Below are 14289 nucleotides of genomic sequence, written 5' to 3'. Positions count from 1 at the left end.
GGGGCAGCCCTCTAAGGTTTCGAGATGGACATCTTTGGTATTCCCCTGCCGGCCATGCTGAGCCAGTTGCTGCTGGGCCTCGTCAACGGCTCCTTCTATGCCGTGCTGAGCCTGGGCCTGGCGGTGATCTTCGGGCTGCTCAACGTCATCAACTTCGCCCACGGGGCCCTGTTCATGCTGGGCGCGCTGACCGCGTGGATGGGTGCCCACTACCTGGGTCTGAGCTACTGGGTCATGCTCGTCGCCGCGCCGCTGCTGGTGGGTGCGCTGGGCGTGGCCATCGAGCGCGGGCTGCTGCGCTGGATCTACAAGCTCGACCACCTCTATGGCTTGTTGCTCACGCTGGGCATCACGCTCGTCATCGAAGGTGTCTTCCGCTCCATCTATGGCGTCTCGGGCCAGTCTTATTCCGCGCCTGAACTGCTCACCGGTGCCATCGACACCGGCTTCATGATGCTGCCCATCTACCGCGCCTGGGTGGTGGTGGCCGCCCTCGCCGTGTGTTTCGGCACCTGGTACATGATCGAGAAGACCAAGCTGGGCGCCTACCTGCGCGCCGGCACCGAGAACCCCAAGCTCGTCGAGGCCTTCGGGGTCAACGTGCCGCTGATGGTCACGCTCACCTATGGCTTCGGCGTGGCGCTCGCCGCCTTCGCCGGGGTGCTGGCCGCGCCGGTGATGCAGATCACGCCCTTGATGGGACAGAACCTGATCATCGTGGTGTTCGCCGTCGTGGTCATCGGTGGGATGGGCTCGATCATGGGCTCCATCGTCACCGGCCTGGGCCTGGGTGTGATCGAGGGTCTGACCAAGGTGTTCTACCCCGAGGCCTCCACCACAGTGGTGTTCGTGATCATGGTGATCGTCCTGCTGCTGCGCCCCGCGGGCCTGTTCGGCAAGCAGCGCTGAAGGAAACCTGCAATGCAACCGACCCGACTGCTGTACGGCGCGCTGCTCGCCGCCCTGGTCCTGGCCCCGCTGGCCGGTGCCTATCCCGTCTTTGTGCTCAAGGTGCTGTGCTTTGCGCTGTTTGCCTGTGCCTTCAATCTCCTGATCGGCTTCACAGGCCTGCTGTCCTTCGGGCACGCAGCCTTCTTTGGCGGGGCAGGCTACGTCACCGGCCACGCCCTGAAGGTGTGGGGCGTGACGCCCGAGATCGGCCTGCTGCTGGGCACGGGCGCCGGCGCCTTGCTGGGCCTGGGCATGGGGGCGCTGGCGATCCGCCGCGAAGGCATCTATTTCTCGATGATCACGCTGGCCCTGGCGCAGATGCTGTTCTTCTTCTGCCTGCAAGCCCCCTTCACCGGCGGCGAGGACGGCCTGCAAGGCGTCCCGCGTGGCGAGCTGTTCGGCGTGCTGAGCCTGGCCGACGACATGGTGCTGTATTACGTAGCCCTGGTGATCGTGGTCCTGGCCTACGCCTTCATCGCGCGCATCGTGCACTCCCCCTTCGGGCAGATCCTGCGAGCCATCCGCGAGAACGAACCGCGTGCCATTTCGCTGGGCTACGACACCAAGCGCTTCAAGCTGCTGGCCTTCGTGCTGTCGGCTGCGCTCGCCGGCCTGGCCGGCTCGCTCAAGGTGCTGGTGATGGGCTTCGAAACCCTCACCGACGTGCACTGGACCATGTCAGGTCTCGTGATCCTGATGACGCTGGTGGGCGGACTGGGCACCCTCATCGGGCCCGCGATCGGTGCCCTGGTCATCATCACGCTGGAAAACAAGCTCGGTGAAATCGGTCACACCCTGGCCTCCTGGACAGGCATCGAGGCTTTCGCAGCCCTGGGCGAATCGGTGACCACCGTGACTGGCGCCATCTTCGTGGTGTGCGTGCTCGCTTTCCGGCGCGGCATCATGGGCGAGCTGATCCACCGCCTGCCCACCTGGCGCGCGCCCCGCCCCCGCTCCACCAAAACGCTGAATGCCAGCTGAGCGCATTACGCAGCCCTACGGATTGCCGCACCGGTCGATGTATGTATGAATGACGCCTCAGTTTCTTCCTGGGATCTGGAGGTTCACCTGGACATCGACCGCCACGGCATCCGGGCCCTGGCCGACCTGGCCGGCATCGAGGACTTCACCTCGCTGCGGCCATCGGCCATGCATGCGGTGTTCAAGCCTTTCGAGCGTGTCATCGAAGGCACGCTCGTGGTCGATCGCGAGGCACGCATCGTGTGGATCAGCGAACGCTATGCCAAGCGCTTCGGCCTGAGCGACCCGCGACAGGCCCTGGGTCGCCCTTGCGAGGAAGTGATTCCGCACAGCCGCATGCGCGAGATCGTGCGCAGCGGCCGGCCCATCCTGCTCGACATCCTCGACGTGCCCGGTCAGCCCGGCGCGCCGGGCAGGCCCTTGATCGTGATCCGACTGCCGCTGCAGCGCGAAGACGGCGAGGTGCTGGGCGCCGTGGGCTTTGCCCTCTTTGACGAATGGGCCTCGCTCTCGCCCATCGTCTCGCGCTTCCTGGCCATGCAGGAGGAGTTGGCCGCCGCCCGCAAAGGCCGCAGCCAGGGGCGTCAGGCCAAATACAGCTTCTCCGACTTCGTGGGCCGCTCGCCGGCCACCCTGGAACTCAAGCGCATGGCCCGCCGCGCGGCGGCCACCCATTCACCCGTGCTGCTGCTGGGCGAGACCGGCACCGGCAAGGAACTGCTCGCGCATGCCATCCACGCCGCTTCACCGCGCGCGCACAAGCCCTTCGTGTCGCTGAGCATGGCAGCCATCCCCGACGCCCTGCTCGAAGCCGAACTCTTCGGCGTCGCAGCCGGTGCCTACACCGGCGCCGACAAGCGCGAGCGCCAGGGCAAGCTGCACATCGCCCAAGGCGGCACGCTCTTCCTCGACGAAATCGGCGACATGCCGCTGGGCGTGCAGGCCAAGCTGCTGCGCGTGCTGCAGGAAAAAGAGTTCGAGGCGCTGGGCTCCAATGAAGTGGTGCGTGCAGACGTGCGCATCATCGCCGCCACCTCGCGTCGCTTGCCCGAGCTGGTGCGCGACGGTCTGTTCCGCGCCGATCTGTATTACCGGCTCGACGTGCTCTCGCTGGCCGTCCCGCCGCTGCGCCAGCGCCTGGACGACCTGGAACCCATCTGCGAAGCGCTGCTCGAGGGCTTCGCCGACGCGCGCCCCGGCCAGGCCTTCGAACTCGATCCCGAAGCCCTCGCCGTGCTGTCGCGACATCACTGGCCCGGCAACATCCGGGAACTGCGCAATGTGCTCGAGCGCGCCCTCGTGCTCTCAGACTCCCCGGTACTCACGGCCGCCAGCGTGCGCTCTGCCCTGACGCCCGCCGCGCCCCCGGCCGCCGCGTTCACGACCGACCTGCCGCCCGCACCCGGCAGCACCACGGCCGATGCCGGCCACGCCCAGGCGATGAGCCAATACGAACGCCGCCTCATCGAGCAGGCACTGTCGGAATGCCGCAGCGTGGCGGCTGCCGCCAGGCGCCTGGGCATCGGCCGGGCCACGCTCTATCGCAAGATGGCGGCTTACCATCTGGCGCGTGCGTCGCGCTGAGGGGTGCGTCAGCCCCGCAGTCGCCTGAGCAGCCCCGCGGTGGAAGCATCCAGCCCTGTCGGATCACCGGAAGCCAGCCGCGGCAGCAGGTCGTTGCACAGCGCCTTGCCCAGTTCCACGCCCCACTGGTCGTAGGCGTTGAGGCCCCACAGCGCACCGCTCGTGAAGACACGGTGCTCGTACATCGCGACCAGCGCGCCCAGGGCACGGGGCGTGAGCCGTTCCAGCAGCAGCGTGGTGCTGGGGCGGTTGCCGGGGAAGGTGCGGTGGCGTGCGATCGTGGCCGCGTCCAGGGCCTTCGACGCCGTCGGGGCCTTTTCACCCAGGGCCTGTTCGGTGGTCTTGCCCAGCATCAGCGCCTGCGCCTGTGCCAGGCCGTTGGCCAGCAGTTTGCTGTGCAGATCGGCATGCCCATGCGTGGGGGTCTTCACCAGGATGAATTCCACCGGAATCACGTCGGTGCCCTGGTGCAGCATCTGGAAGTAAGCGTGCTGGCCGTTGGTACCCGGCTCGCCCCAGACCACCGGTGAGGTGCCATACGGAAGCGGCTGGCCCTCCAGGTCCACCCGCTTGCCGTTGGATTCCATCTCCAGCTGCTGCAGGTAGGCCGGCAGGCGCTTCAGGCCCTGGTGATAGGGCGCCACGCTGCGGCTGGTGAAGCCATGGAAGTTGCGATACCAGACATCGAGCAAACCCAGCTGCATCGGCAGGTTCTTCTCGAGGGGCGCCGCGGCGAAATGGCGGTCCATCGCATGGGCGCCGTCGAGGAAGGCGCGGAAGTGCTCGCGGCCCAGCGCGATCGCAATGGGCAGGCCGATGGCCGACCACAGCGAATAGCGCCCTCCCACCCAATCCCAGAAGCCGAAGGTCGTGCTGATGCCGAACTCGGCGGCCGCCTGCACGTTGGTCGTGGTCGCCACGAAGTGCTTGGCGGTGTCGGTGCCACCTTGCTGGACGAACCACTCGTGCGCCACGCGCGCGTTGGCCATGGTCTCCTGCGTGGTGAAGGTCTTCGAGGCGATGATGAACAGTGTGGTGTCCGGCTTCAGGCCACGCAGCACCGGCGCGATGTCGTGCCCGTCCACGTTCGAGACGAAGTGGAAGCGCAGGCCCCGGTGCACGAAGGCATCGAGGGCTGGCACCGCCATCTGCGGGCCCAGGTCGGAGCCGCCGATGCCGATGTTCACCACGTCGGTGAAGCCGCTGCTCGCCGTGTCACGCACGCTTTCGGCGTAGGCCAGCATCCGGTCGAGCACGTCATGCACCTCTTCGCTGAACGGGCCCTGTCCGCGCGGCGCGCGCAAGGCCGTGTGCAACACGGCGCGGCCTTCGGTGACATTCACCGCTTCGCCCGCCAGCATCGCGTCGCGCCGTGCCTCCAGGCCGCACTCGCGGGCCAGCTCGGCCAGCAGCCGGTGCGTGGCCTCGTCCCACAGGTTCTTGGAGAGGTCGGCGAAGACCTCGGGCGCCTCCACGGCAAAGCGCTCGAAGCGGGCCGGATCGCGGCCAAAGGCCTCGCGCAGGTCGAGGTCGCGGCCGTGCGCCTCGTAGTGGCCTTTCAGTGCCGCCCAGGCGGTCGTGCGGTCGCAGCGGATCATGCTGCCAGCTCCTGGATCAGGGTGTCCAGCTTGGCTGCGTCGGCCGCGAAGGCGCGGATGCCTTCGGCGAGTTTTTCGGTGGCCATCGCATCCTCGTTGAGCGCATAGCGGAAACTGGCCTCGTTGTAGCTCACCGCCTTGAGCACGGCGCGCTGCGCGGCCTCGGGGTCGAGGTGGCGTGTGACGGGGGCGTCGCTCGCCTGCAGCTGGGCCAGGAGTTCGGGGCTGATGGTCAGCAGGTCGCAGCCGGCGAGCGCGAGGATCTGCCCCACGTTGCGGAAGCTTGCACCCATCACCTCGGTGGGGATGCCATAGTGCTTGTAGTAGGTGTAGATCTGCGTCACCGATTTCACGCCCGGGTCGTTCAGGCCCGCGTTCGCCGCCTCGTCCCACTGGGAGCCGGCGGCCTTCTTGTACCAGTCGTAGATGCGCCCCACGAAAGGTGAGATCAGGCGCACACCCGCCTCGCCGCAGGCCACGGCCTGGCAGAAGGCGAAGAGCAGGGTGAGATTGCAATGGATGCCCTCGTGCTCGAGCGCGCGCGCGGCCTGGATACCCTCCCAGGTGGCCGCCACCTTGATCAGCACGCGATCACGCGGGATGCCCGCCGCCTCGTACATCGCGATGAGGCGCTGGGCGCGGGCGATGGTGGCCCCGGTGTCGAAGCTCAGCCGGGCATCGACCTCGGTGGACACCCGCCCGGGCACCACCTTCAGGATCTCCTGCCCAAAGGCCACCAGCACCCGATCGACCAGTTCATCCAGGGCACGGCCCGGATGGGCGCGCACCGTGGCTTCCAGCAGCGGGCGGTACTCGGGTTGCTGCACCGCCCTGAGGATGAGCGACGGGTTGGTGGTGGCGTCGCGGGGTGCGAACTGGGCCAGCTGCCTGAAGTTGCCGGTGTCGGCCACCACGGTGGTGTATTGCTTGAGCGCGTCGAGTGAGTTCATGGAAAGGTCCAGGACGGGGCACGGGTCAGCCAGCATTGTCGCCCTGCCCATCGATCAACGAAGAGTAACAAGATTACTCCGTAACCGGACTGAAACGCCAGCCCCGAAGTCCTTCCTTCACCAGAAAGAGGCGCCTGCAGTTGACGAAAAGGCAGCTTCAAAGCATCATCCGAATGTAATCAAATTACATTTCCGGCGGCCCACCCACACCCTGGCGTCGTGACGGCTGCTTACACATTCCCTTTCATCATGTCCTTCGATCTCGTCTTCTTCGGCGGCACCGGCGACCTCACCTGGCGCAAGCTCATGCCGGCCCTGTTCCAGGCCTTCCGCCACGGCAAGCTGCCACCGGGCGGGCGCATCCTCGCCGTGGCCCGCGACGAGCGCAGCGATGACGACTACCGGGCCTGGCTGAAGGCTCACTTCCAGAACGTCGAGAGCCCCAAGCGCCCGACCGACGAAGAGTTCGCACGCTTTGCCGAACTCATCTTCTACCGGCGCATGGACCTCTCCCAGCCCGAACACTACGCCCACCTGAAGGCCTGGCTCGATGAACGCGCGGCCGACACCGTGGTGCTGTATCTGGCCACGAGCCCGCACCTCTTCCCGGTGATCTGCGAGCAGCTCGGCGCGGCCGGCCTGAATGCCCCCCACATCCGGGTCGTGCTGGAGAAGCCGCTCGGCCATGACCTGAAGAGCGCCCAGGAGATCAACCGCGTCGTGCGTTCAGTCTTCAACGAGAACCAGGCCTTCCGCATCGACCACTACCTGGGCAAGCCCTCGGTGCAGAACCTCTCGGCGCTGCGCTTCGGCAATGCGCTGTTCGAGCCGCTGTGGCGGCGCGAGAGCATCGCCAACATCCAGATCACGCTGGCCGAGAGCATCGGCGTGGGCACGCGCGGCGACTTCTACGACCGCACCGGCGCCTTGCGCGACATGATCCAGAACCATGCGCTGCAGCTGCTCACGATGATCGCGATGGAGCCGCCGGCCACCAACGACGCTGACGCGATCCGCGACGAGAAGCTCAAGGTGCTGCGCTCGCTCAAGCCCTTCACGCCCGAGTCGGTGGCGCGCGACGTGGTGCGCGGCCAGTACCGAGCCGGCAGCGTGGACGGCCAGGCCGTGCCGGGCTATCTCGACGAGCTGAAGGTGCCCGCGGGCAGTCACTGCGAGACCTTCGTCGCGCTGCGCACCGAGGTGCAGAACTGGCGCTGGGCCGGTGTGCCCTTCTACCTGCGCACCGGCAAGCGCCTGGCCGCGCGCGATGCGCAGATCGTCGTGAACTTCCGCCCGGTGCCCCACCCCATCTTTCCCGGCGTGAGCCAGCCCAACAAGCTGGTGATCAAGCTGCAGCCCGAGGACGGCCTGGAACTGCACCTGCTCGCGGCCAAGGGCACGGGCCAGCAGGAGGCGCTCGCCCCGGTCTTCCTCGACCTCGACTTCGACAAGGCCTTCCCCACCGAACGCGTGGGCGCCTACGAGCGCCTGCTGCTCGATGCGATCGCCGGCCGGCTCAACCTCTTCGTGCGCAGCGACGAACAGGAACAGGCGTGGCGCTGGGTCGAACCCATCCTGGACGCCTGGGCGCGCGACGGCACCGGCCCGCGCCCCTACGCCGCCGGCAGCTGGGGCCCGGCCGCGGCCAGCGCCTTGGTTGCGCGCGACAATTTTGCCTGGGCCGAAGAACAGTAGGAGACGGCATGCTCGACCGCATCAAGGCCTCGATCCCCGCCCTGCCTCCGGCCGAACAGCGTGTGGCCAAGCTGGTGCTGGCCGACCCGCGCAGCTTTGCCAGCCTGCCGGTGGCCGAACTGGCCGAGCGGGCCCATGTGAGCAAACCCACCGTGGTGCGCTTCTGCCGCAGCGTGGGCTATGACGGCCTCGCCGACTTCAAGCTCAAGCTGGCCGGCACCGTCAACGAAGGCGTGCCCTTCGTGCACCGCTCGGTGGACGAGGACGACAAGCCCGGCGACCTCATCGTCAAGGTGATCGACAACGCGGTGTCAGCCCTGCTGAAGTTCCGCAACGACGCCGCCAGCCACGCCTTCGATCGCGCCATCGAGGCCCTGACGGCGGCCGGCAAGAGCGGGCGGCGCATCGAGTTCTACGGCGTGGGCAACTCGGGCATCGTGGCGCAGGACGCGCAGCACAAGTTCTTTCGCCTGGGCGTGAACGCGGTGGCCTACAGCGACGGCCACGTGCAGGTGATGAGCGCGACCATGCTGCAGCCGGGCGACTGCGCGGTGATCATCTCCAACTCGGGACGCAGCCGCGACCTGCTGGATGCCGCCGAGATCGCGCGCCGCAAGGGCGCCACCACCATCATCATCACGGCCAGTGGCTCGCCGCTCACGCACCATGCGCAGGTGCTGCTGGCCGTGGACCACCCCGAGGACTACGACCGCTACAGCCCCATGGTGTCGCGGCTGCTGCACCTCACGGTGATCGACATCCTCACCACCGGTGTGGCCCTGCGCCTGGGCGAGCAATTGCGCCCGATGCTGCAGGAGATCAAGCGCAACCTGCGCGCCAAGCGCTACGCGCAACCGGAGTGAGCGCGGGGCCGGCCGGGCTCAGGCCACGGCCGCGCCAGCCGGCAGCAGGCCCCCGACGCCGTAGAGGCCCGCCAGATCGGCCAGCTTGGGCGGCAGGTGCCGCACCTCGAAGCCCTTGCCCCAGGCGACGGCCAGACGATGGCACTCGATCAGCACGGCCAGCGCCGAGGAGTCGAAGCGCCTGAGCCCGCTCGCATCGACCACCAGGGTGTCGCCGGCCTGGTCGCGCAGGCCCTGGCTCAGCATGCGCAGCGTGTCCGGCGCTTCGGCCATCGTCAGGGTGTCGGGCAGCAGCAGCACGGCCGAACCTCAGCTGCGGGCCGCAGCGGCCACCTTGTTGCGCTCGGCCAGGCTGTTGATCAGGCCGTCGATGCCGCCCTTGCTGATCTCCTGGGCGAAGGTGGAGCGGTAGTTCTCCACCAGCCAGATGCCCAGCACGTTGACGTCGTAGATCTTCCACGTGTCGCCGGCCTTTTCCAGGCGATAGTCCATCTGGACGGGCTCGCCCGCGCCACGCACCTGGGTGCGCACGATCACGTCGGTGTCTTCCGGGCGGGCGCGCAGGGGCAGCATGTGCACCGACATGTCCTTGACCTGGCTGAGCGCGCCGGCGTAGGTGCGCACCAGCAGCAGCTTGAACTCGTCCTGCAGGCGCTGCTGCTGCTCGGGCGTGGCCTGTCGCCAGTAGCGGCCCACAGCCGAGGCCGTCATGCGGCGGAAGTTGGTGTGCGGGATGATCTTGCTGTCCACCAGCGCGATCACCTTGTTCAGGTCGGCATTCTGGAGCGCCGTGTCCTTCTTGGCGGTCTCCAGGATGTCGTTCGAAAGGTCACGAATGAAAACATCGGGCGCAATGGGAGCGGCCAGGACGGCGGGCGCAGCCAGCACGGCCGACAAGGCCAGACTGAGCGAGGCGAAGAGTCGACGGTTCATGCAGTGTTTTCCTTCCTTGTGCAGCCTGTCGGCGACGATGGTTGTGACCCTGTCAGGCAGCGAATGGTTCGGCTCCAGGCCTGCATTGTGAGCAGAGGTTTCTCCAACGGCAGGTCGGAAGCAAATCTTTACCTGAGGACAAGCCCCACTTCACGGTGCCGAGGCGGCCGGGGTGGGTGCCGGCGCTGCGGCGGGCTCGTCGCTGTCCCAGTCTTCCTCGTCCTCGCTGGGCGGCGGAGCACCATCGTAGACCAGGTTGCGACGCCGCTGCAGCCAGGCGTCGCGGGTGAAGAGGTACTTGTCGAGCGCCGCGTCGTCGAGCATGCGCGTGGCCTCCAGCAGGCGGGTGCGGGTGTCGATCACCCGCAAGCCGGTGATGCCGTAGCCCGTCGCGGTGTCGTTCGTCAGGAGGTTACCCGGGCTGGCCTGCATGTCCACCGGCAGGGCCGCCGTGTCGCGCAAGGTCGATGGCCCCAGCAAAGGCAGCACCAGGTAGGGCCCCGGGCCCAGGCCCCAGTGGCCCAGGGTCTGGCCAAAGTCCTCGGGCACGGCGTACAGGCCGGCCTCGCTGGCGATGTCCAGCAGCCCGCCGAAGCCGAAGAAGGTGTTGATCCCCACCCGCATCGTGCTGTGCAGGCCATCGGCCAGCTTGAACTGCAGGAAGCTGTTCACGGCCGACCACAGGTCGGCAATGTTGCCGAAGAAATTGCTCACCCCCGTGCGCACGGGGCCGGGCACGACGGCCCGGTAGGCCTTGGCCGTGGGCTCCAGCACGGCGCGGTCCACCGCGTCGTTGAAGGCAAAGACCTTGCGGTTGACAGGCTCGAAGGGGTCGCCGGGGTGGGTGGTGGCGCAGGCGCCCAAGCCACCCAGCGAGGCCAGCAGCAGCAGTCGGATCAGCACATGTCGCATGGGCGTGCTCCTGCGGGTTGTGTCAGGGGCGCGAAGCGCCGTCCCCCGCTTCCGCCGCGCGGTTGAAGAGGAACTGACTGATCAGGTTTTCCAGCACCACCGCCGACTGGGTCTGGGTGATGACGTCGCCAGCGACCAGCATCTTCTCCTCGGCGCCCGGCTCCAGGCCGATGTATTGCTCGCCCAGCAGGCCCGCCGTCAGGATCTTGGCCGAGCTGTCCTTCGGGAAGGCGAAGCGCTTTTCCAGACTCAGGGTCACATTGGCCTGGTAAGTGGTGTCGTCGAAGCTGATCGACTCGACGCGGCCCACCACCACGCCGGCGCTGCGCACCGCCGAGCGGGGCTTGAGGCCGCCGATGTTGTCGAAGCGGGCCTGCACACGGTAGGTGTCCTCGAAGGACAGCGACAGCAGGTTGCCGGCCTGCAGGGCCAGGAAGAGGAGGGCCGCACCACCCAGCAGCACGAACAGGCCCACCCACACATCATGTCGAGACTGAGGCATCACACCACTCCCGCCGACGAACCTGGGTTCGCGGCTCAACAAGCATCACATCAGATCGAGAACATCCAGGCGGTGAGCATGAAGTCCAGGCCCAGCACCGCCAGCGACGCCACCACCACGGTGCGGGTGGTCGCCCGCGAGACGCCCTCGGGCGTGGGCTTGGCCTCGAAGCCCTGCCACAGGGCGATGAAGCTCACCGTCACGCCAAACACGAAACTCTTGATCACGCCGTTGCCGACGTCGGACCACACGTCCACCCCGGCCTGCATCTGCGACCAGAAGGCGCCGCCATCGACGCCGATCATCACCACGCCGACGATCCAGCCACCGATGATGCCCACGCTGCTGAACACCGCGGCCAGCAGGGGCATCGCGATGATGCCGGCCCAGAAGCGCGGCGCCAGCACGCGCTGCACCGGATCGACGGCCATCATCTCCATCGCGGTGAGCTGCTCGCCGGCCTTCATCAGGCCGATCTCGGCGGTGAGCGAGGTGCCGGCGCGGCCTGCAAAAAGCAAGGCGGTCACCACGGGGCCGAGCTCGCGCACCAGCGACAGCGCCACCATCAGCCCGAGCGCCTCGGACGAGCCGTAGCGCTGCAGGATGTAGTAGCCCTGCAGGCCCAGCACAAAACCCACGAACAGGCCGGACACCGCGATGATGGCCAGCGAGTAGTTGCCCAGGAAGTGCAACTGGTCGGCCACCAGGCGCGGGCGGGCGAAGGCCTTGCCACCCAGGGCGAACAGGTACGCCAGCATGCGTGCGGCGCGGCCCAGGTCGGCGAGGAAGCCTCGCACGGCCCGACCCACACGCCCGGGGTGCAGCCAGCCGATCATGGGCGGCCTCCGGGCAGGCGGAAATCCTCGGCCACGTCGGCGGCCGGGTAATGGAAGCGCACCGGGCCATCCCCTTCGGCATCGACGAACTGGCGCACCAGGGGGTCGTCGGTGGCCCGCATCTCGGCCGGCGTGCCCTGGGCGGCGATGCGGCCGTTGGCCAGGAAGACCACGTGATCGGCAATCAGGAAGGTCTCGTCCACGTCGTGCGACACCACCAGGCTGGTCACGCCCAGGGCCTGGTTGAGCTGGCGGATCAGGCGGGCCGCCACGCCCATGGAGATCGGGTCGAGCCCGGCAAAAGGCTCGTCATACATGATGAGATCGGGGTCGAGCGCGATCGCCCGCGCCAGCGCCACACGCCGCGCCATGCCGCCGGACACCTGGGAGGGCATCAGGTCGCGCGCACCGCGCAGGCCCACGGCGTCGAGCTTCATCAGCACGAGGTCGCGGATCATCTCCTCGCTCAGGCGCGTGTGCTCGCGCAAAGGGAAGGCCACGTTGTCAAAGACCGACAGGTCGGTGAACAGCGCGCCGAACTGGAAGAGCATGCCCATGCGCCGGCGGATGGCGTAGAGCTCGGTGCGGTCCATCGCGGCGATGTCCACGCCGTCGAAGAGCACCTGTCCCTTCTGCGGCTTGACCTGCCCGCCGATGAGGCGCAGCACGGTGGTCTTGCCGCCGCCGGAGGTGCCCATGAGCGCCACCACCTTGCCCCGGGGCACGGTCAGGCTCACGTCTTCGATGATGACGCGGTCCCCATAGCCGAAGCTCACCCCGCGCAGCTCGACCAGCGGCGGGGTGTGGGGGATGGGGGCCAGGGTGTGATTCAGCATCCGGGACAAAAAAGCCGGTGGGGACAAGGCACCGGCTCACGGATGATAGGGGAAAACACGGGAACGCCCCGGCCGCCGGCCCGGGACAGGCCTGCGCAGGCAGGGGGTCTTTGTGGCGCACGCGCCACGGATTCGCGTGAAAAAGGCCGCCCGAAGGCGGCCCGGGCCGTCAGCGGGGCAGGTCGCTGTGACCCATCAGGAACTCATCCACGGCACGGGCGGCCTGGCGACCTTCGCGGATCGCCCAGACCACGAGCGACTGGCCACGGCGCATGTCGCCGGCAGCAAACACCTTGTCCACGTTGGTGCGGTAGCCGCCGATGAGGTCGGTGCTGGCCTTGGCGTTGCCCCGGTTGTCCTTGTCCACGCCAAAGGCTTCGATCACGGAGCCGACCGGGCTCACGAAGCCCATGGCCAGCAGCACGAGGTCGGCCTTCATGACCTGTTCGGTGCCCGGCACCTCGACCATCTTGCCGTCCTTCCACTCGACGCGCACGGTCTTCAGGCCGGTGACCCGGCCCTTCTCGCCGATGAACTCCTTGGTGGCGATGGCGAACTCGCGCACGCAACCTTCCTCGTGGCTGGAGGAGGTGCGCAGCTTGTAGGGCCAGTACGGCCAGGTCAGCGGCCTGTCCTCTTGCTCAGGAGGCATGGGCATCAGCTCGAACTGGGTGACGCTTTTCGCACCATGGCGGTTGGACGTCCCCACACAGTCAGAGCCGGTGTCGCCGCCGCCGATCACGATGACGTGCTTGCCATCGGCGCGGATCTGATCCTTGAGCTTGTCGCCGGCCACCACCTTGTTCTGCTGAGGCAGGAACTCCATCGCGAAGTGCACGCCCGCCAGTTCCCGACCGGGCACCGGCAGGTCGCGCGACTGCTCGGCGCCACCGGCCAGCAGCACCGCGTCGAAGTCCTTGCGCAACTGCTCGGCGCTGACGGTCTCCTTGGCCCAGTTGGTGACCTTGGAGCCCTCAGGCATCTTGCCCACCAGCACGCCGGTGCGGAAGGTGACGCCCTCGGCCTCCATCTGCTTGATGCGGCGGTCGATGTGCGACTTCTCCATCTTGAAGTCGGGGATGCCATAGCGCAGCAGGCCGCCGATACGGTCGTTCTTCTCGAACACCGTCACGTCGTGGCCGGCCCGCGCGAGCTGCTGAGCCGCCGCCAGGCCGGCCGGACCGGAGCCGACCACGGCCACCTTCTTGCCCGTCTTGCGGGCCGGGGGCTGGGGCAGCACCCAGCCTTCCATCCAGGCGCGGTCGATGATGGCGTGCTCGATGGACTTGATGCCCACCGGATCGTCGTTCACGTTCAGCGTGCAGGCCGCCTCGCAAGGCGCGGGGCAGATGCGGCCCGTGAACTCCGGGAAGTTGTTGGTGGAATGCAGCACCTCGATGGCGTTGCGCCAGTCGCCGCGGTACACGAGGTCGTTGAAGTCCGGGATGATGTTGTTGACCGGGCAGCCGTTGTTGCAGAACGGCGTACCGCAGTCCATGCAGCGCGCGCCTTGGATCTTCGCCTCATCCTCCTTGAGGCCGATGACGAACTCCTTGTAGGTCTTCAGCCGCTTCTCGACCGGCTCATAGCCTTCTTCGAGACGCTCGTATTCCAGAAAGCCAGTGACTTTTCCCATGTTCTTGAACTC

14 protein-coding genes are annotated in these 14289 nt (G+C 67.5%); 5 read left to right on the top strand and 9 right to left on the bottom strand.

The annotated features are described in order from the left end of the window. Positions 1–24 precede the first annotated feature (24 nt). From C1704_RS10040 to C1704_RS10030, 3 genes are all read left to right on the top strand, one after another. Positions 25–909, top strand: a complete 885-nt coding sequence (locus C1704_RS10040) for a branched-chain amino acid ABC transporter permease (RefSeq protein ID WP_104302588.1) — start codon at positions 25–27, stop codon at positions 907–909. A 12-nt stretch (positions 910–921) separates the two neighbouring features. Continuing rightward, entirely contained in the window at positions 922–1932 is a 1011-nt protein-coding gene (locus C1704_RS10035) for a branched-chain amino acid ABC transporter permease (protein WP_104302587.1), read from the top strand. 168 nt (positions 1933–2100) lie between these two features. Next, positions 2101–3516, top strand: coding sequence for a sigma-54 interaction domain-containing protein (locus C1704_RS10030; RefSeq protein ID WP_245876450.1), 1416 nt, complete (start codon positions 2101–2103; stop codon positions 3514–3516). Between the two features lie 8 nt (positions 3517–3524). Here the strand turns inward: C1704_RS10030 and pgi are convergent, their stop codons facing one another. Then, positions 3525–5114, bottom strand: coding sequence for a glucose-6-phosphate isomerase (gene pgi, locus C1704_RS10025; protein ID WP_104302585.1), 1590 nt, complete (start codon positions 5112–5114; stop codon positions 3525–3527). Then, positions 5111–6064: a transaldolase gene (tal, locus tag C1704_RS10020; RefSeq protein WP_104302584.1), complete on the bottom strand. Its 954-nt coding sequence runs from the start codon at positions 6062–6064 to the stop codon at positions 5111–5113. The genes pgi and tal overlap by 4 nt, the downstream gene beginning before the upstream one ends. Before the next feature lie 249 nt (positions 6065–6313). On the opposite strand from tal, the gene zwf reads away from it, so the two are divergent. Next, on the top strand, positions 6314–7759 hold the full coding sequence (gene zwf / locus C1704_RS10015) for a glucose-6-phosphate dehydrogenase (RefSeq protein WP_104302583.1): 1446 nt from the start codon (positions 6314–6316) through the stop codon (positions 7757–7759). 8 nt (positions 7760–7767) lie between these two features. Further along, positions 7768–8622: a MurR/RpiR family transcriptional regulator gene (locus C1704_RS10010; protein ID WP_104302582.1), complete on the top strand. Its 855-nt coding sequence runs from the start codon at positions 7768–7770 to the stop codon at positions 8620–8622. An 18-nt stretch (positions 8623–8640) separates the two neighbouring features. Here the strand turns inward: C1704_RS10010 and C1704_RS10005 are convergent, their stop codons facing one another. The 7 genes from C1704_RS10005 to C1704_RS09975 form a co-directional block, all read right to left on the bottom strand. Next, on the bottom strand, positions 8641–8922 hold the full coding sequence (locus C1704_RS10005) for an STAS domain-containing protein (RefSeq protein WP_104302581.1): 282 nt from the start codon (positions 8920–8922) through the stop codon (positions 8641–8643). Positions 8923–8931: 9 nt separating this feature from the next. Beyond that, a complete protein-coding gene (locus C1704_RS10000; protein WP_104302580.1) occupies positions 8932–9555 on the bottom strand; it encodes an MlaC/ttg2D family ABC transporter substrate-binding protein in 624 nt (207 codons plus the stop codon). Positions 9556–9705: 150 nt separating this feature from the next. Continuing rightward, a complete protein-coding gene (locus tag C1704_RS09995) occupies positions 9706–10467 on the bottom strand; it encodes an MlaA family lipoprotein (RefSeq protein ID WP_104302579.1) in 762 nt (253 codons plus the stop codon). A 22-nt stretch (positions 10468–10489) separates the two neighbouring features. After that, entirely contained in the window at positions 10490–10969 is a 480-nt protein-coding gene (gene mlaD / locus C1704_RS09990; protein WP_104302578.1) for an outer membrane lipid asymmetry maintenance protein MlaD, read from the bottom strand. Between the two features lie 50 nt (positions 10970–11019). Then, positions 11020–11805, bottom strand: a complete 786-nt coding sequence (mlaE, locus tag C1704_RS09985; RefSeq protein WP_104302577.1) for a lipid asymmetry maintenance ABC transporter permease subunit MlaE — start codon at positions 11803–11805, stop codon at positions 11020–11022. Continuing rightward, the gene (locus C1704_RS09980) at positions 11802–12641 is read right to left on the bottom strand and encodes an ABC transporter ATP-binding protein (protein ID WP_104302576.1); all 840 of its coding nucleotides are present in this window, start codon (positions 12639–12641) and stop codon (positions 11802–11804) included. Before C1704_RS09980 ends, mlaE begins: the two co-directional genes overlap by 4 nt. Before the next feature lie 169 nt (positions 12642–12810). Continuing rightward, positions 12811–14277 carry a glutamate synthase subunit beta gene (locus tag C1704_RS09975; RefSeq protein WP_104302575.1) on the bottom strand — a complete coding sequence of 489 codons (1467 nt, stop codon included), beginning with the start codon at positions 14275–14277 and terminating at the stop codon, positions 12811–12813. Positions 14278–14289: the final 12 nt, after the last annotated feature.

Origin of the sequence: Caldimonas caldifontis (assembly GCF_002930615.1) — a bacterium.
Classification (GTDB): Bacteria; Pseudomonadota; Gammaproteobacteria; order Burkholderiales; family Burkholderiaceae_C; genus Caldimonas; species Caldimonas caldifontis.
Note: the sequence above shows the minus strand (reverse complement) of the source record. Positions and strands in the feature narration are given on the sequence as shown.